Source organism: Streptomyces sp. HUAS 15-9, from assembly GCF_025642155.1.
Lineage (GTDB): Bacteria > Actinomycetota > Actinomycetes > Streptomycetales > Streptomycetaceae > Streptomyces.
In genome coordinates this window covers 7,380,754-7,398,978 of sequence record NZ_CP106798.1, presented here as the reverse complement: position 1 = coordinate 7,398,978, position 18,225 = coordinate 7,380,754, and the positions used below count along the sequence as shown (strand labels likewise).

General features: G+C 69.6%; 10 protein-coding genes. 5 read left to right on the top strand and 5 right to left on the bottom strand.

All coding sequences use genetic code 11. The features are described 5' to 3' along the window. Positions 1-335: 335 nt before the first annotated feature. Positions 336-1,283, bottom strand: coding sequence for a beta-ketoacyl-ACP synthase III (locus N8I87_RS33790; RefSeq protein ID WP_263214506.1), 948 nt, complete (start codon positions 1,281-1,283; stop codon positions 336-338). A gap of 308 nt (positions 1,284-1,591) precedes the next feature. On the opposite strand from N8I87_RS33790, the gene fdhD reads away from it, so the two are divergent. Beyond that, positions 1,592-2,440, top strand: a complete 849-nt coding sequence (gene fdhD, locus N8I87_RS33785) for a formate dehydrogenase accessory sulfurtransferase FdhD (protein WP_263214504.1) — start codon at positions 1,592-1,594, stop codon at positions 2,438-2,440. Positions 2,441-2,685: 245 nt separating this feature from the next. On the opposite strand, the gene N8I87_RS33780 is transcribed toward fdhD, so the two are convergent. Next, complete coding sequence (locus N8I87_RS33780) at positions 2,686-3,216, bottom strand: isochorismatase family protein (RefSeq protein WP_263214502.1); 531 nt, start codon at positions 3,214-3,216, stop codon at positions 2,686-2,688. Between the two features lie 313 nt (positions 3,217-3,529). On the opposite strand from N8I87_RS33780, the gene N8I87_RS33775 reads away from it, so the two are divergent. Together N8I87_RS33775 and N8I87_RS33770 are read left to right on the top strand one after the other, a co-directional pair. Next, positions 3,530-5,404: a sialidase family protein gene (locus tag N8I87_RS33775; RefSeq protein WP_263214500.1), complete on the top strand. Its 1,875-nt coding sequence runs from the start codon at positions 3,530-3,532 to the stop codon at positions 5,402-5,404. 10 nt (positions 5,405-5,414) lie between these two features. After that, a complete protein-coding gene (locus N8I87_RS33770) occupies positions 5,415-6,653 on the top strand; it encodes a DUF5005 domain-containing protein (protein WP_263214499.1) in 1,239 nt (412 codons plus the stop codon). Here N8I87_RS33770 and N8I87_RS33765 read toward each other — a convergent pair. Beyond that, the gene (locus N8I87_RS33765) at positions 6,586-7,596 is read right to left on the bottom strand and encodes a bile acid:sodium symporter family protein (RefSeq protein WP_263216786.1); all 1,011 of its coding nucleotides are present in this window, start codon (positions 7,594-7,596) and stop codon (positions 6,586-6,588) included. The two genes, N8I87_RS33770 and N8I87_RS33765, sit on opposite strands and share 68 nt — an antisense overlap. Before the next feature lie 225 nt (positions 7,597-7,821). On the opposite strand from N8I87_RS33765, the gene N8I87_RS33760 reads away from it, so the two are divergent. Together N8I87_RS33760 and N8I87_RS33755 are read left to right on the top strand one after the other, a co-directional pair. Next, positions 7,822-8,700 (top strand): LysR substrate-binding domain-containing protein, encoded by an 879-nt coding sequence (locus N8I87_RS33760; protein ID WP_263214497.1) that lies wholly within the window; start codon positions 7,822-7,824, stop codon positions 8,698-8,700. Positions 8,701-8,943: 243 nt separating this feature from the next. Then, positions 8,944-10,770, top strand: coding sequence for an AMP-dependent synthetase/ligase (locus N8I87_RS33755; RefSeq protein WP_263214494.1), 1,827 nt, complete (start codon positions 8,944-8,946; stop codon positions 10,768-10,770). Positions 10,771-10,777: 7 nt separating this feature from the next. On the opposite strand, the gene N8I87_RS33750 is transcribed toward N8I87_RS33755, so the two are convergent. Together N8I87_RS33750 and N8I87_RS33745 are read right to left on the bottom strand one after the other, a co-directional pair. After that, entirely contained in the window at positions 10,778-12,808 is a 2,031-nt protein-coding gene (locus tag N8I87_RS33750; RefSeq protein ID WP_263214491.1) for a PQQ-dependent sugar dehydrogenase, read from the bottom strand. An 11-nt stretch (positions 12,809-12,819) separates the two neighbouring features. Continuing rightward, positions 12,820-18,216 carry a glycosyl hydrolase family 28 protein gene (locus N8I87_RS33745; protein ID WP_263214489.1) on the bottom strand — a complete coding sequence of 1,799 codons (5,397 nt, stop codon included), beginning with the start codon at positions 18,214-18,216 and terminating at the stop codon, positions 12,820-12,822. Between the last annotated feature and the right edge of the window lie 9 nt (positions 18,217-18,225).

The following is an 18,225-nucleotide window of genomic DNA, read 5'->3' as shown; positions in this document are numbered from 1 at the left end:
CCCGCTTCGACGCGGACTCGGGCGGGGAGACACGGGCTCGTGCGAGCAGAAGCGGGCTCGCGCGGGCGGACGTGTGCTCGCGCGGGCAGACGCGGACTCCGGTGGGGGCGCGAGACCGCATCCGGGAGTCCGCGTTCAGGAGTCCGCATCCAGGACGCGCTCTTGGTCGTAGGAACATGGTGACCGGTCGCTCGGCGGTCGGGAACACGGCGACCGGTCACTTGGCGACTCGTTGGCCGACTGCGTCTCGATGCTCGCGACGGCGACACCAACACCTCCGCCGCCAGCAGGTCTGCCCCTCCCCTGCGCCGGCGCTCACCCGCCTGCGCGGCCCCTCACGGGCACCGTACGACCTGACCGGCGTACGACAGGTTGCCGCCGAAGCCGAAGAGCAGTACCGGGTCGCCGCCGCTGATCGCGCCCTGCTCGACGAGCTTGGACAGCGCGAGCGGAATGCTGGCGGCGGAGGTGTTGCCCGACTCGGCGACATCACGCGCGACCACGGCGTTGACGGCGCCGAGCTTCTCGGCGAGGGGCTCGATGATGCGCAGGTTGGCCTGGTGCAGCACGACCGCGGCGAGGTCCTCCGGTGCGATGCCGGCCTTCTCGCAGGCACGGCGCGCGATGGGCGGCAGCTGGGTGGTGGCCCAGCGGTAGACGCTCTGCCCCTCCTGCGCGAACCGCGGCGGTGTGCCCTCGATCCGCACGGCGTGCCCCATCTCCGGCACCGACCCCCACAGCACGGGCCCGATCCCGGGCTCCTCCCCCGGTCCGCACGCCTCCACGACGGCGGCCCCCGCCCCGTCGCCGACGAGAACGCAGGTGGTGCGGTCGCTCCAGTCGGTCACCTCGGACATCTTGTCGGCGCCGATCACAAGGGCACGGGTCGCGGCCCCCGCGCGGACGGTGTGGTCGGCGGTCGCCAGCGCGTGCGTGAACCCGGCGCACACGACGTTGACGTCCATCGCGGCGGGCCGCGGAATGCCGAGGCGGGCCGCGACGCGGGCCGCGGTGTTCGGAGAGCGGTCGATCGCGGTTGAGGTGGCGACCAGCACCAGGTCGATGTCGTCGGGCGTCAGCCCCGCCGCCGCGAGCGCCTTGGCGGCGGCGTACGCGGCGAGCTCGTCGACGGGCTCGGCGGGCCCCGCGATGTGCCGCGTCCGGATGCCCACCCGGCTGCGGATCCATGCGTCACTCGTGTCGACCATGCCCGCCAGGTCCTCGTTGGTGAGTACCTTGGCGGGCTGATAATGGCCGACTGCGGTGATGCGCGAGCCGTTCATCTTGGGCTCCCCCTCGTTGCCGTTGGTTGCGGGATCCACCAGTCTTGTCAGTGACTCACGGGTACGACGGCAGCCGAAGCCACAGGATTCCGGCGCCCTCGTTGTCGGCTTCCATCAGACATTCGGACGTCCGACCATTGCCCCCGATCCATTGCCCCCGATCCATTCACCCCCCGATCCCGCTGTGCTTCCGTGAAACGTGAAAGTCGCAGCCCTCTGCTGCCTCACCCTCCACGTGCAGGACAATGAGACCGTGATCAAGGGCCGTTTCGGCTACCAGTACATACAGAACCGGGGCTGATCAGGACATGGGACGAGTCACGGAACGACGCAAGGTGATCCGCATCAGGGACGGCGCCGTCGCCACCCGTCCGGACACGCTCGTCGCCGAGGAGCCCCTGGAGATCCGCCTCAACGGCAAGCCCCTCGCGATCACCATGCGCACACCGGGCGACGACTTCGCGCTGGCCGCCGGATTCCTGGTGAGCGAGGGCGTACTGGCCGCCGCGTCCGATCTGCAGAACATCGTGTACTGCGCGGGCGCGACGGTCGACGGCTCGAACACCTACAACGTGGTGGACGTGCGGACCGCTCCGGACGTCGCCGTTCCCGACATCACGCTCGAGCGGAACGTCTACACCACCTCGTCGTGCGGCCTGTGCGGCAAGGCGAGCCTCGACGCGGTCCGTACGACGGCGCGCTGGCCTCTCTCCGACAGGCCCCCGGTCCGCGTCGCGCCTGCCCTGCTCACCGGCCTTCCGGACCGGCTGCGCGAGTCCCAGCGGGTGTTCGACCGGACCGGTGGACTGCATGCCGCGGCCCTGTTCACCGAGGACGGGGAGCTGCTCGACATACGAGAGGACGTGGGCCGGCACAACGCGGTCGACAAACTGGTCGGCCGCGCCGTGCAGAACGGCGACCTGCCCCTGTCCCGCACCATCCTGCTCGTGTCGGGCCGGGCCTCCTTCGAGCTGGCGCAGAAGGCCGTGATGGCGGGTATCCCGGTGCTGGCCGCGGTCTCGGCCCCGTCCTCCCTGGCGGTGGACCTGGCCGCCGAGACCGGCCTGACCCTGGTGGGCTTCCTGCGGGGCAGCTCCATGAACGTGTACGCGGGTGAACACCGCCTCGCCCTGAAGGCGGCGGCCACGCAGGCCTGAGTGCTGCTCTGTTCTGTTCTGTTTGCTCGGTCGCCTACGGGGCGCTTTTTGCCGGTGTTGAGAGGGTGATCGTGCTCAGCCCTTCGGGCCTCCGCGCTCCCCCAAGCTCTCAACTTCGTTCGAGCAGGGGGGACCCCCATCCCTCTCAACACCGGCGCGCCCCTTCGGCTCCCTCGCGGCCGGCGCGTGGGGAAAGGCGATGTTGGTGGGCCCTTGCCGCTCATTTGTGTGGGCTCGTCGGCCGGTCAGACGGTGTTGAAGCGCATCTCCTGGGGCGAGGACACCACCGAACCCAGCCTCGGGAAGTCCAGGCGTACCGATGCCTCGTGTTCCGGTGTGGTGAACGCTGCCATGGCGTTCTCCACGAAGACCAGGTCGTAGCCCAGGTCGTGGGCTGCGCGGGCGGTGGACTCCACTCCCAGGTTGGTGGCGATGCCGCCGAACACGAGTGTGGTGATGGCCCGTTGACGCAACCGTGCGTCGAGTTCCGTGCCCTGGAAGGCGCCGATGGTCCGCTTCACGATCTCGAGGTCGCCGTCTCGCAGCAGTCCTGCGACCAGTCCGCTGCCGGGCGGCTGCTCGGCGACCCCGGGGCGTTCGACGCGAATGAGCACGACGAGCGCCCCGGCCGAGCGGAAGGCATCCGCCAACTCCTCGGCGGCTACCAGAACTTCGGTGCCTTTGCGGGGTTCCAGGGGAAGCGCGACGATGCGGTCCATCAGATCGACGAGGACGAGTGCTGTGCGCGCCGGATCGAGCGCCAGGGGTGCGGTCATGACGGAACGTTAGCCGCCATCAGCCGTCCGTACCGGAAATCCGGATCAACAGGTCCATGAACTGGTCACGTTCGGCCGGCGACAGCGGGGCGAGCGGGTCGTGCCGCACCCCCTGAACCGCGAAGTGGCTGCACGCTCCTTGTGAGGCACCCGAGGCCCCAACTAACGTCGATGAAGTGCACGTTGGACGTCGGATGTCCGAATGTACCGATGACCGGATGAGTCATGCCCGATGACCGGATGAGTCATGTCCCGCCGATGACCGAACGACTCATGTCCCTGTGCCTCCGACGCATGAAGGGCAGGTCGCACCATGCCGTCAAGAGTCCGCGCACGACTGAGAGCCACCCTGGCCGTCGCCTTCGCGGCGGCCGCGCTGTCGGTGCTGTCGAATCCGGCTGACGCCGCCCAACCCGCCGCCGACACCCTCGACTTCGAGCAGCAGATCCTCTTCAAGGCATCCCAGGACCCGGGATATGCCTGCTTCCGCATTCCGGCGATCGTGAAGACCACCGACGGCACGCTCCTGGCGTTCGCCGAGGGACGCGTCCTCAACTGCGGTGACGCGGCCGACATCGACATCGTGGTGAAGCGCTCCACCGACGGCGGGCGCACCTGGGGCCCGCTGCGGGTGGTCAACGAGGGCGCGGGTGACACCCATGGCAACCCGGCGCCGATCGTGGACCGCGAGACCGGCCGCATCCTGCTGGCCGAGACGTACAACACGGGCCGTACGGACGCCGCCAGCTGCTCGGTGCCCTGCGATCGCACCCCTCATCTGCAGTACAGCGACGACGACGGACTGACCTGGTCGGCACCGCGCGATCTGAGCCCCGAGATCCTGCCCGCGGACTGGAACTCCTGGTACGCGACCGGCCCGGTGCACGGCCTCCAGCTCACCCGTGGCAAGGACGCCGGGCGGCTGGTCTTCGGCGTCAACACCGAGACCTGGGACGGCAGTCGGGTCACCGCGAATCACGCGGCGCTGATCGTCAGCGACGACGGCGGCGACCACTGGCGGATCGGGGCCACCGACAGCTGGCCCATCGCCGAGGACCGTACCTTCCGGCAGAAGCCGTCCGAACTGACCCTCACCGAGCGCGTCGACGGCTCCCTCCTGGTCAGCGGGCGCGAACAGGACGGCACCGACATCGGCCACCGCACGCAGACCGTCAGCCGCGACGGCGGCGACAGCTTCGTCAGCCCCTTCCGGGGCCTTCCCGACCTCTACGCCCCGCAGGTCCAGGGCTCGACCCTGCGGCTGGGCAACCGCATCCTGCTGGCCTGCCCCGGCGACCCCGACCGCCGCCGGACCATGATGATCCGCTCCTCCTACGACGGCGGCCGCACCTGGGACAGCGTGGACCGCGGCACGGTCGTCACCACGGACTGGTCCGGCTACTCCGACCTGGTGCGCGCCGACCACGACACCGTGGGGCTGATGTACGAGGGCGGGGCGGTCGACGCGCGCGACGAGATCCGCTTCGCCCGCTTCACCGAGGACTGGCTCCAGCCGCGCCGCGGCCCCGACCCGACCACCGCCGACCGCGCCCGGCACGCCCCGCGGGCGGCCGTCCTCGGCGGCGCGGAGGAGACGGACGGAGTGTCGGGCGGCGCCCTGCAGTTCGACGGCGTGGACGACGCCGTACGTCTGCCGTATCGCGACGAACTCCCGCTCGGCAGCGACGACTTCACCGCGTCGCTGTGGTTCCGGTACACGGCCGCCACCGGCGAGCAGCCGATGCTGTGGATGGGGGGCATCGGCACCACACAGCCGCAGGTGTGGCTGCGCGGCGAACCGGACAGCAAACGGGTGCGGGCCCTGATGACCGTACGCGAGGGCGCGTCCACCATCCGTACGGCGTCACTGCCGACCACCGGGGCGTACAACGACGGCCAGTGGCACCATCTGGCGGTGCGCAGGGGCGGCGGGAAGCTGTCGCTGTTCATCGACGGTGTGCAGTCGTCCGTCGCCGATGTGGCGGGCTCCGTGAGCCGCAACTCGCCGTTCGGTGTGCACATCGGGCAGCGCATGGACAGCCGGGCCTTCTTCACCGGGACCATCGACGACGTCCACGTCTGGGACCGCGCGCTGAGCGACGACGAGCTGTCCGACCCGAAGACGCTCCGGTCGGTGAAGGACACCGTGCTGTGGCTGCCCATGGACCATGTGAGCGGCGGCCACTAACGTCCCGGGGGTGTCCGAGGACGCACGAGCACGACGACGGACGGGAACCGGGGTCGGCCTGCTGCTGACCCTGGTCCTCGCCGCCGTGCTGCTCACCGTTCTCCCCCAGGACCGCCACGGGGAGGGCGGCGGTGGGTGCGGGGCCCGTACGGTCGCCTCCTGGACGTACGACGGTGCGCTCACCGGCGCATTCGCCCGGTACGGCGACGATCCGGCCCGTGCCGACGACTGGACCGGCGGCGACGGCACCCACTCGGTACGGCTGCCGGACGGCCGGGTGCTGTGGCTGTTCTCCGACACCTACCTCGGCCAGGTGCACGGGCCGCCCAACCCCTCGGGTGAACCCCACTCCTGGCGCGACGCCTCGGCTCCGATGGTGCGCAACTCGGCCGTGGTGATGGACAACAAGGGCCGGCTCACCGCCACCCTTTCCGCCCCGCTGTTCCCGGACCCCGCTCCGGACCAGTGGCGCTGGCCGGTCGCGGCCCGCATCGAGCCCCGCTCCCCCGGCTCGGCCGAGAGCGTCGTCAGGGTGCTGCTGTGGGTGCGGACGGCCGGTCCGTACCCGTGGATCTACGGTGTGCCCGGCGCCACCGAGGTCGCCACGCTGTCACTGCCCGACCTGCGGGTGGAGTCGGTCGTACCGGTCCTGGATCAGCGGCAGGTGCCGGATCCGTCCCGGCGTGTGCTGTTCGGGACCACGCTCGTCACGCGGGGCGGCTGGACGTACGTCTTCGGCGGTGACGACGGCCAGGCGGTCGACCGTCGGCCCTCGTCCGCCTATGTGGCACGGGTGCGGGAGGGCAGGCTGGCCGAGCCGGCGGCCTGGCGGTACTGGGACGGCTCCGCGTGGACGTCCACGTCCGCCGCGCGCCCGGTGCTCGGGGACGGGCGGCGCACCGGGGTGGGCAGCACGTTCTCGGTGGTCCGGGACGAGGGGACGTACGTCCTGTTCACCATGGCGGCGGGCACGGCCGGTCTGACCGCGGTCACCTGGTACTGGGCGTGCTCCCCCACCGGCCCGTGGCACGGACCGGGCAGGGGCTTCGGCGCGCGGCTGCCGGACGGGCAGGTGGCCGCGTACAACCCGCAGGCGCACCCGGCGCTCGGTGGCGGGGACGGACGGCTGGTGCTCAGCTACGACGTCAACTGGCTGGAGACCACGACCGCCTCGGCCGGCATCAGCGGGAACGTGGACCTGTACCGACCTCGGTTCGTGACCCTCCGGCTGACGCGGACGGGGTCGTGACCTCGGGGTCGTGTGCCCGGCGCTTGGCGATGACCGCGCACACCATCAGCTGCATCTGGTGGAAGAGCATCAGCGGCAGCACGGCCAGCGAGGCGTGCGCGCCGAACAGGACGCTCGCCATCGGCAGTCCCGAGGCCAGGGACTTCTTCGACCCGGCGAACTGGATGGCGATCCGGTCCCCGCGACCGAAGCGCAGCACCTTGGCGCCGTACCAGGTCAGGGCGAGCATCACGGCGAGCAGCGCGGCCTCGACGACGAGCAGTCCGGCCAGCCGCACGGGGTTCACCCGGTGCCAGATCCCCTGGACCATGCCCTCGCTGAACGCGGTGTAGACGACGAGCAGGATGGAGCCGCGGTCGACCAGGCCGAGGACCTTCCTGTGACGGGCGACGAAGTCGGCGATCCACGGGCGCAGCACCTGGCCCGCGAGGAACGGGACCAGCAGTTGCAGCACGATCTTGATCAGCGAGTCGGCGGAGAATCCGCCGCCGCTGCTGCCGAGCAGTGCCGCCGCCAGCAGTGGGGTGAGGACGATGCCGACGAGGGAGGAGAAGGAGCCGGCGCAGATGGCGGCGGGCACATTGCCGCGGGCGATCGAGGTGAACGCGATGGACGACTGGATCGTCGACGGCACGAGGGTGAGGAAGAGCAGGCCCTGGTAGAGCGGCTGGGTGAGCAGTACCGGCACGAGTCCGCGGGCGGCCAGGCCGAGCAGCGGGAAGATCACGAAGGTGCAGACCAGGACGGTGGTGTGGAGCCGCCAGTGGCGCAGTCCGTCCAGCGCCTCACGCGTGGACAGCCGGGCGCCGTAGAGGAAGAACAGGAGGGCGATCGCGGCGGTGGACGCGCCGGAGGCCACGTCGGCGGCCGTACCCCGGGCCGGGAGCAGCGCCGCTACGCCCACTGTGGCGAGCAGCAGCAGGATGTACGGGTCGATCGGCATCCGGCTCGGCCGGCGCAGGCGTTTCACGGCGCTCCAACTTGCTGTACGTCTCGTGCGGGTCCGGATCGGGTCCGGAAGATCCGGATCGGGGCTGGAGGGCCCGTCTCCATCGTCCTGTCCGGGTCCCATCGCCCTGTCCCGGTCCCCATCGTCCTCTCCCGGCCGCCGATCGGGAATCAGGCATACCACTCTGACTGTCATCACGTTCCGCGATAGCCTGGGGGCGTGTACGACCCCTCCCAGCTGCGGACCTTCCTGGCGGTCGCCCAGACGCTCAGTTTCACCCAGGCCGCCAAGCGGCTCGGGCTGCGCCAGTCGACCGTGAGCCAGCATGTGCGGCGCCTTGAGGACGCCGCCGGGCGGCAGCTGTTCGCCCGGGACACCCACTCCGTGGAGCTGACCGAGGACGGCGAGGCCATGCTCGGCTTCGCCCGCCGGATCCTGGAGGTGCACGAGCAGGCGACGGCGTTCTTCACGGGCACCCGGGTGCGCGGCCGGCTGCGCTTCGGCGCGTCGGAGGACTTCGTCCTCACCCGGCTGCCGGAGATCCTGGAGGGCTTCCGGTACGACCATCCCGAGGTCGACCTGGAGCTGACGGTGGAGCTGTCCGGCACGCTGCACGAGCAGCTGACCGCGGGGAAGCTCGACCTGGTGCTGGCCAAGCGCCGGCCGCAGGATCCGCGCGGCGAGCTGGTGTGGCACGACGAGCTGGTGTGGATCGGCGCGGACCGGCTCCGCCTGGACCCCGACCGCCCGGTCCCGCTGATCGTCTATCCAGCGCCGGGCATCACCCGGGCACGGGCCCTGGAGGCACTGGAGCGGCAGGGGCGGCCATGGCGCATCGCCTGCACCAGCGGCAGCCTCAACGGCCTGATCGCGGCGGCCCGCGCGGGCCTCGGCGTGATGGCCCACTCCCGGGGACTGGTGCCGCCCGGCCTGTTCCGGGTGCCCGACCGGGCCAGCCTGCCGGAGCTGGGCAAGGTGGACTTCGTCCTGGTGCACGGCCGACGCCGCCCCCTTGCCGAGGCCGCGGCGAACGCCCTGGCGGCGGCGATCCTGGCGGGCGGCGACCGTCTGCATCCGCGTCAGCGCGGCGCACGCTGATCCGATGGCGGGCCTGGGCCGTAATCGCGTCGTACAGATTCAGTGGAGATTGCGGTTTCGAAACTTACCGAGGGGTAAGTATTCTGTCCGACCCTTCCCCATGTGAGCGCATTTTCCAGACGTCGGCCCGACCATTCGTGAACATTGCTCGTTTTCGCACCCCCTCCCGTACCGCGTCCGGGTGGGGTAGCTTTCACGGCCTACGCGGAGCGCCACTGAGGAGCGAGGAGCGGGGAGCGGGGTTTGCACGAGTTCACCAACCCTCCGTGGGCATCGCCGCCGCCGGTGGGCGGTCTGGCCGACGCCGTCTTCGAGCATGCCCTCGAGGACCCGCTGCATGTGGCCCTGGGCCGCAAGGACGAGTTCGGACAGTGGCGTGACGTGACCTCGGCCGAGTTCCGGGACGAGGTCCTCGCCCTCGCCAAGGGGCTGCTCGCCCGGGGCATCCGGTTCGGCGACCGGGTCGCCATCATGTCCCGTACCCGCTACGAGTGGACCCTCTTCGACTTCGCCCTGTGGACCATCGGCGCCCAGGTGGTGCCGGTCTATCCCACCTCCTCCGCCGAGCAGTGCTTCTGGATGCTGTACGACGCCGAGTGCACGGCCGCGATCGTGGAGCACGAGGACCACGCGATGACGATCGCCACCGTCATCGACCGGCTCCCCCGGCTGCACCAGCTGTGGCAGCTGGACTCGGGCGCGGTGCGGGAGCTGTACGACGCCGGTGCGCACCTCGACGACGAGACGGTGCACCGGCACCGGCGGGCGGTGACCCCCGACTCCATCGCGACGATCATCTACACCTCGGGCACCACGGGCCGCCCCAAGGGCTGTGTCCTGTCGCACGGCAACTTCATGTTCGAGGCGGACACGATGATCGGCCGCTGGGAGCCGGTGTTCCACTCGAAGAAGGACGCCGAGGCGTCGACGCTGCTGTTCCTGCCGCTGGCGCACGTCTTCGGGCGGATGGTCGAGGTGGCCGCGTTCCGCGGCGGGGTCCGCTTCGGGCACCAGCCGCAGCTGAACGCCGCCGCCCTGCTGCCCGACCTGGCGGCCTTCAAGCCGACCTTCATCCTCGCGGTGCCGTACATCTTCGAGAAGGTGTTCAACGCGTCCCGCCGCAAGGCCGAGAAGGAGGGCAAGGCCGGGCCGTTCGAGAAGGCCGTCGATATCGCGGTGAAGTACGCGGAGGCGGTGGAGGCCAAGGCCTGGGGCACCGGGCCCGGCCCCTCGGCGGCTCTGCGGATGCAGCACCAGCTCTTCGAGAAGCTGGTCTACTCGAAGGTGCGCGCGGCGATGGGCGGCCGTATCCGCAACGCGATGTCCGGTGGTTCGGCGATGGACCGCCGCCTCGGCCTGTTCTTCGCGGGCGCGGGCGTGCAGATCTACGAGGGCTACGGCCTCACCGAGTCGACCGCTGCCGCCACCGCGAACCCTCCCGAGCGCACCCGCTACGGCACGGTCGGGCAGGCCGTCCCGGGTACGACGGTGCACATCGCGGACGACGGGGAGATCTGGCTGCGCGGCGGCCATGTCTTCCAGGGCTACCTCAACAACCAGAAGGCCACCGACGCGACTTTGCACGACGGCTGGCTGGCCACCGGTGACCTGGGCTCCCTGGACGAGGACGGCTATCTCACCATCACCGGCCGCAAGAAGGAGATCCTGGTGACCTCCGGCGGCAAGAGCGTGTCGCCCGGTGTGCTGGAGGAGCGGGTCCGCGACCATCCGCTGGTCAGCCAGTGCATCGTGGTCGGCAACGACCGTCCGTACATCGCCGCCCTGGTCACCCTGGACACCGAGGCCGTCGAGCACTGGCTGCAGATGCGCGGCAAGCCGCAGCTGACCGCGGCCGAGCTGGTGCGCGACGCCGACCTGGAGGCGGAGGTGCGGCGCGCGGTGGTCGCCGCCAACACCCTCGTCTCGCAGGCCGAGTCGATCCGTACCTTCCGTATCCTGGCCCAGCCGTTCACCGAGGAACACGGCCTGCTCACCCCGTCGTTGAAGCTGAAGCGCAAAGCGATCGAGAACGCCTACGCCAACGAGGTGGAAGCCCTCTACCGGGCCTGACGCACCGTCAGCCGATGGTCACGCGGAAGATCTTGTCGGATCCGTCCGCCGCACCTCCGTTGTTGTCGCAGTTGGTGGTCGACAGCCACAACTGGTCGGAGCCCGGGACCTTGGTGACCGTGCGCAGCCGGCCGTAGGTGCCGACGTAGTACGCGGTCGGCGTGCCGACGCTCTCGTTGTCGCCGTCGATCGGGATGCGCCACAGCCGTTCGCCGCGCAGGGACGCCATGTAGACGACGTTGCGGACGATGGCGATACCGCTCGGCGAGGCCTCGGAGACGTTCCAGGTGGCCTTGGGGTTGGTCATGCCCGAGACGCTGCAGCTGCCCTCGCAGGTCGGCCAGCCGTAGTTGGCGCCCGGCTTGATCAGGTTCAGCTCGTCCTTGGAGCTGTTGCCGAACTCGGCCTCCCACAGCCGCCCGTTGCGGTCGAAGGCGAGGCCCTGCGGATTGCGGTGACCGTAACTGTAGACGTAGTTGCCGAACGGGTTGCCGGGGGCCGGCTTGCCGTCCGTCGTCATGCGCAGGATCTTGCCGTTCAGGGAGTTCTTGTCCTGGGCCAGGTCGGGGGTCTGGGCCTCGCCGGTGGAGACGTACAGATAGCCGTCGGGGCCGAAGGCGAGGCGGCCGCCGTTGTGGTAGCGGTTCTTCTTGATGCCCTGCAGCAGGACCGTGTAGTTGCTCAACGAGCTGCCGTTGTACGTCATGCGGACGACCCGGTTGCCCTCGGACGCCGTGTGCATGAAGTAGACGTAGTGGTTGCTCTCCCACCGGGGGTCGACGGCGACCCCGAGCAGACCGCCCTCACCGTTGGTGGTGACGACGTTGGGAACCGTGCCGACCTCGGTCTTCGTGCCGTCCTTGGTCAGCCTCCGGACACGGAAGTCGTCCCGCTCGGTGACCAGGGCGGACTTGCCGTCGGGCAGCCAGTAGGTGCCCCAGGGGATGGTCCAGCCGGTGGAGAGCGTGCCGATGGACGACGGCACACCGCCGTCGGTGGCGCAGGCCTTGGTGGTGAAGGTGACCGTGTTGCCGGGCGGGGAGACATTGCCCGCCGCATCACGTGCGACGACGTTCAGGGAGTAGGGGCTGTCGCAGGCGAGGCCGGTGAGCGTGGTCGTGGTGCCGGAGGTGACCGTCTTGTAGACGGTGGACCCGCTGCGGATGTCGTATGCGGTGACCCCGCGGTCGTCGCTCGACGCGCCCCAGCTGAGGCCGACCGAGTTGGCCGTGACGTCGGCCGTGGACAGGGTGCCGGGCGCGGTCGGCGGTGTGGTGTCGGAGCTGGGCTTCGTCGTGCAGTCGACGACGGGACTGGCCGGCGAGGTGTTGCCCGCCGCGTCGCGGGCGATGACGGTGAGGTTGTAGGTGGTGTTCGGGGTGAGCCCGGTCAGCGCCTTGCTGGTCGCACTGCCGGGCGCCTCACTGATCTTGTTGCCGTGTTCGTAGATGTCGTACGCCGCCACGCCCACGTTGTCGGTGGACGCGCCCCAGCCGAGGGTGAGGCCGTTCTCGCCGATGTCGGAGCAGCTCGGCCGGCCGGGGCGGGTTGGGGCCTGGCTGTCGGCCGCGGCGGCGAGGCTGACGCGGTCGAGGTTGGGGCCGCCGTTGGCGGTGGTGGCGGTCGCGCGGATCTTGTTGGTCCCCGCCGCGAGGGGGACGTTGACACTCCTGGTCGTCCAGGTGTTCCAGTCGGCGGTGGCCGGGAAGGAGACACCGGACGCGACGACCGTGCCGCCCACGGAGATGTCCATGGGCCGGTCGGTGGAGGTTCCGTTGGCGAAGCGCAGGGTGAGCGACGAGGTGCCCGCGGCGGCCGCGTTCACCGTGAACTCCACGTACGAGCTTTTGACGTTGGTGTAGTCGACGAAGCCGGTGCCCGTGTAGCCGGTGTGGTTGGTGGCCACGGTGCCCTGCGAGATCAGGGCATCCTCGGCCTGGTAGTCGGTGGCCGCGAGCGCGGTGCCCTGGCTCAGCCCGGCCAGCGGCAGCGCGAGGGCCACGGTCAGGCCGTACGGCAGAACTCTCTTGAGATTCATGGGCGTTCCCCTCAGCCCGTGTACTGGGCGAAGACCTTCAGGAAGTCGTACGGCTGCTGCGACACGCCGCTGCAGGAGTCGCCGTCGGTGCCGGAGCCGCAGGCGCGGTCACGGTTGACGGACCAGTAGGTGAGGCGTCCGATGTGGTGCTGCTGGGCGTAGGCGAGCATCGTCTTGAAGTCGGCGACGCGGACACGCTCACCGGAGTCGTCGGTCTTGCCGTTCATGGACGAGAGCCCTATGTGGGCGTAGGCGGTGGCGTCGCCGTAGCCGTACGCCGACTTGACCCGGGCCTTGAGGCCTTCCATGGCCCGGGTGGTGAGGGTGCCCATGTCGGTGGTGCCGCCGCCGAAGTCGAACGGCATGATGCACCAGACGTCGTTCACGAGCCCGGAGGCGGCCGCCCGCTTGATCATGTCGACACCGGTGGAGTCGGGGCCACTGGTCGTCGTGCCGAAGGTGATGACGGTCTTCAGGCCGGGGTTGTCGGCCTTGACCTTCTTCAGCGCGTCGACGACGCGTTGCCGCACGGTGGCGCTCGCCCACTCGGTGTTCTCGATGTCGATGTCGAGGGCCTTCAGCCTGTAGGCGTTGATGACCTTCTGGTACGCGCCGGCGAGCGCGGAGGCGCCGGCGCACTTCTCGCCGAGCTTGGCGCCGCTCCAGCCTCCGGCGGACACGATCACATCACCGCCCGCCGCTCTGATCGCGTTGATCTTCGACTGGTCGTTGCCGCCGGTCAGCGGGCGCGAGCCGTCCCACTTGGGGTTGCAGGTGCCGTCGGAGAGGACGAACGCCAGCGTGAACCATTTGACGCCGGTCGCCGACATGACCGAGGTGGGGCTGGGCGGGTTGCCCCAGCCGAGGTACTCGTAGGGGGCGACGGCGAAGCCCGGCGAGGCCGCCGCCGACCGCGTGGAGGCGGCGGGTTCGACGCGGATCAGCCGGGTCTCCCCCGGGCGCAGGGTCGCGCTGTAGGAGTCGGCGATCACGCCCTTGTGGGAGCCGGACCAGAGGTCGGTGACATCGCCGGAACCGGTGAAGCCGACGTGGGACCAGTTCACACTGACCGTGGCGCGGCCGGAGGTTCCGGTGTTGAACAGCGCCACCACGTAGTCACCGCTGTTTTCGCGTTTGCTCCAAACCTGCTTGACACCACTGTTCACAAGGCGTTTCGCGGCGACGCCGTCCTGGTCGACGCCGATGAGCCGGTCGTTGGTGAGCATCGCCTTGTCGACGGAGTCGAGGTGGGTGAGGTCGGTGCCGAGCAGCAGGGGCGCGCCTGCCATCGCCCACAGCGTGAAGTGCGAGCGCCGCTGGTCGGCGGTGAGCCCCACCTGGTCGCCGTTGCCGATCTCCAGCGAGTCGAGATCGTTCCAGCCGCCGGGACCGGCGTACGGCTGCCAGTCGGCGGCCGAGGTGAAGCGGGCGGAGACATGCGACCAGTCGGTGAGCGGGTAGCCGCTGCCGTTCGCGCCGGGCCCGCAGTAGCACTCCACGTCGCCCTGGGTGCGCCAGCTGTTGGCAAGCTTCCGCCAGGTGACGGCGTTCGCGATCGGCAGGTTGTTGGAGAGGGCGAAGGTGATGGGCCGCCCGGTGGCCCGCAGGGCCTTGTCCCAGGCCTGGACGTCCGGGATGTCCTGGCTGCCCACGCCGTCGATCTTCAGATGGTCGACTCCCCAGGAGGCGAACTGCCGTGCCCAGGAGTTGATGAAGTCCTGTGCGCCCGGCTTGGAGTAGTCGATGTAGTACATGTTCTTGCAGTTGTAGTTCTTCTCCGTCTTCGAGGTGTCCGCGATGTCCTTCGCGTGGTACGGAGTCCCTTCGATCGTCGTATTCGCGGTGACCGCGTTCTTGGCGATGCCCGGGGTGACGTAGAAGCCGAACTTCAGCCCCTTGGAGTGGACGTAGTCCGCGAGCGCCTTGATCCCGGACGGGAACTTGGCGGCGTTCACGGTCCAGCGGCCGTAGGAGTCGACGACGAACCCGTTGGAGTCGCACGTCTGCCAGAAGTCGTCGAGGTTGACCTGGACGAACCCGTGATCCTTCAGCCCGCTCGCCACCAGCGCGTCGGCCTGCGCCTTGATCTTCGCCTCGGTGGGCCAACGGCGCACGAAGCTCCAGCTGCTCCAGCCCATGGCCGGGCGGAGGGACTGGCCGTTGTCCGACTTGGTGGTGAGGTCGGCCGGTGTCGCGTACGCGGTGCCGATCCACGCCTCGTCGATCCGCAGCCGCTTGTAGCGGGTGGTGTCGGTCGACGCGGCCCAGGTGGAGTCCACCTCCAGGCGCACGTAACGGGCGTTGGCGGCGGTGAGGTCGATGCCCTGGATGCCGCGCCGGCTCGGGAGCTGCCCGGTCTTCACCGCGCTCCCCCAGGTGGAGCCGTCGTTGCTCAGGAAGACCTTGTAGTCCTTGATGCGGGCGGACTGCTCGGTGGCGGAGCGGGCGTAGGCGACCGAGTCCTCCCGCTGGTTGAGGCCGATGTACCGCACCTTCTTCGCCGTGCCGAGGTCGAAGGTGAGGTCGACGGGCAGGGTCTTGTCGTTGTCCCAGTAGGTGAGGTGGTCGCCGTCACCGGCGGCGGAGCCGGTGTGGCCGCTCGCCGAGGCGCTCGCGGAGACCTTGACGCCCTTGAGGATGCCCTGGCGGCCCGCCGTGGTGACCTTGAAGACGGTGTCGTACGGGTCCCAGGTGCCGAGGCCGGTGAGCCTGAGCACACCGCCGGACTGCGACCACGAAACGGCCGCTCCGGTACGGAGGTCGGTGACCGAGGTGATGCGGTAGCCGTTGTCGCGGATGCGCAGGGTGCTGGTGCTGGGCGGGGTCAGGACGTGGATGTACTGCCGGTTCTGGTCCGTCCTGCTGATCGTGGTCACGCCGTGCGCGCCGTCGTTCCAGAAGCCGGGTTTGAGGCCGCCGTACAGATAGCCGCCGCCCTCGGTGCCGTGCAGGGACTCCCAGATGGGGTCGAGGTAGGTGTTCGCGAAGGTGTTGAAGGCGGCCTGGTTGGCCGGGAACCTGCCGTCGACCTGGGCGGTCTCGGCCATCAGGGCCTTCACCGAGGAACCGGCGTTGGTGACGAGCCGGCCGAGGGTGAGCTTGCGGTCGACCGAGGGGTCGGAGCCGTCGTACCACCAGGCGCCGGCCGAGGGCAGTTTGAAGTCGGCCTCGGTCAGGCGCGGTTGAGCCGTGTAGACGGCCTGCGGGTAGTCGTAGGCGGGGGTCATCCCGGTCTTCTGCTCATTGCTGATCATGTCCATGATCGGCGTGTCTTCGTTGTTGTTGCTGAGCGTGTAGTTCGGGCGCTTCCGATAGATCTGCGCGTAGAGGTTGTGGCTCTCCCAGTACGCGTTGTCGTTGTCGATCCAGAAGCCGCCGAGGTCGGGATAGCGGTCCATGACCTCGAAGAAGTTGTCGTAGCTGAACTGCCCGAAGCCGTCCCGGGTGGTCAGGTCGACGTTCTTGCCCTTGTAGGCGGAGTAGCCGGCCGAGTCCAGCCACTCGTGACCGCCCTCGTCGTGCCACTGGGGGTCGTCGGTCATGTAGAGGATGACCTTCATGCCCTTGGCCTTGGCGGCGGTGATCAGCTCGCCGAGGAAGTCCCGCTTGGTGGAGCAGGAGCCGGGGATCCGGGACGGCCAGGGGCGGGCGTAGCCCAGCCGGCTGTGGAACGTGGCCAGGACGAGGTACTGCGTATGCAGCTTGCGGGCCTCGTTCACCCAGTAGTCCGGTGTCCAGCCGCCGCTGGTGACGTCGTTCTCCCAGGCGCCGCAATTGGTGTGGGCGGGGGCGGTGCGCAGGCCCCAGTGCAGGAAGAGGCCGCCGACGGAGTTGCGCAGGAAGTCCTGGCGGGGGTTGTCGAGGTCCAGGGGCCTGGCCTGCGCACCGCAGTTCTCGGTGGACCCGGTGGACGAGGTCCGCAGCGCGCCGCCGGAGGTGTTGTGACTGTCCGTCAGGCAGTAGCCGCTGACGCTCTGGAAGCCGGTGTCGTGCGGGGAGTTGCTGCCGCGCTGGGCGGTGAAGCGAGTGAAGCGGATATTGCTCGCAGCGTTGGCGATGACCGCGGGACGGCCGTCGTTCGCGGCGAACTTCACGGAGCTGTCGGTGAAGGTGACGTCGTCCGCGTTGTGCAGGTACCAGCCGTAGGCCGGACGGGTGCCGATGGCCTTGGGGTTGTAGTCCTTCGGGTCGTTGCCCGGCACGCCCGTGGACATGGTGCCGTTGCCGCCGGGCACGGTGATGTCGACATGGCGGAACGTGATGCCGTTGATCCGGTGGCCGTTCTCGCCCCACAGGGTCGGGCTGAAGGAGGGGCCGCTGCCGGTGGCCGTGATGTTGTCGTACGTCACGTTGCTGATCGAGCCGACGCCGGGGCTGTCGCCGCACCGTTTGCGCGTGCCGATCTTCTCCATGATCGGCGAGTGGACGTCGGTCATGGTGATGTCGCGGTAGTGGACGTCGGAGATCTTCGCGCCGTCCATGGACACCATGCCGAGGCCGGACTTGTCGGCGCCCTCGATACGGATCTTCTCGAACTGGTAGTCGGTGAAGTCGCCGCAGGTCTCGGAGCCGAACATCAGGGCGTTGCAGCACCGGGCCGACAAGGAGGAATCGCGCACCCGGACATGGCCGTTGGGCAGCTTGGCGCCGAGGGCGTAGTCGCTCTTGAAGACCAGGGCGTCGTCATTGGCCTTGATGTCGGCACGGGTGACCGTGACATCGGTGGTGGAGATGATGTTCCAGCCGTCGCGGTCGCTCGCGGTGTCGATGGTGAGACGGTCCGAGGTGACGTGCTTGCAGCCGTTGACGAGAGCCGCGAAGTGACCGCCGCGGCGCAGGGTGAGACCGTCGCCGAGGCGCAGCCCGTCGCACCTCGTCAGCGAGATGATCTTGTCGGCCTCTCCTGACTTGGGGTTGCCGGTGATCAGGTTGCCGGCCCCGTCGATGACCCCGCCGCCGACGAAGCCGATGTCCGTGAGCCGGTCGCCGTAGATCATCGCGTTGTGGAAGTGGCTGTGCCCGTAGTCCTGGTACTTGTCGTACGGGTTGGACTCGGGCGGGTCGTAGGTGTCCGCGGAGGAGCCCTGGATCGTGGCGCCCGTGTCGACCTGGAGCGTCACGTCGCTCTTCATGTGGATGGTGTTCTTGGACCTGTAGGTGCCGGCCGGGAAGCGGACGGTGCCGCCGCCGGCCGAATTGGCCGCGGTGATGGCCTTGTTGACGGCGGGGGTGTCGTTGGCGGATCCGTCGCCCTTGGCGCCGTAGTCGCGCACGTCGTAGACGGCGGCCGCGCGGTGAGGCTGTTGTGGGGCGGCGAGGGCCGCGGGGTGGGCGAGGCCGAGGACGACGGCGAGGACGGACAGTACGATCGCCGCCGCACCTCTTCGGTGGGGGGTGGTGGAACGCATATGACGGCT

Excerpts from the sequence above, each read along its gene's own strand:
- N8I87_RS33790 (WP_263214506.1), bottom strand. The coding sequence starts at position 1,283 with ATGAACGGCTCGCGCATCACCGCAGTCGGCCATTATCAGCCCGCCAAG.
- N8I87_RS33780 (WP_263214502.1), bottom strand. The coding sequence starts at position 3,216 with ATGACCGCACCCCTGGCGCTCGATCCGGCGCGCACAGCACTCGTCCTC.
- N8I87_RS33745 (WP_263214489.1), bottom strand. The coding sequence starts at position 18,216 with ATGCGTTCCACCACCCCCCACCGAAGAGGTGCGGCGGCGATCGTACTG.
- N8I87_RS33775 (WP_263214500.1), top strand. The coding sequence starts at position 3,530 with ATGCCGTCAAGAGTCCGCGCACGACTGAGAGCCACCCTGGCCGTCGCC.
- N8I87_RS33765 (WP_263216786.1), bottom strand. The coding sequence starts at position 7,596 with ATGCCGATCGACCCGTACATCCTGCTGCTGCTCGCCACAGTGGGCGTA.
- fdhD (WP_263214504.1), top strand. The coding sequence starts at position 1,592 with ATGGGACGAGTCACGGAACGACGCAAGGTGATCCGCATCAGGGACGGC.
- N8I87_RS33750 (WP_263214491.1), bottom strand. The coding sequence starts at position 12,808 with ATGAATCTCAAGAGAGTTCTGCCGTACGGCCTGACCGTGGCCCTCGCG.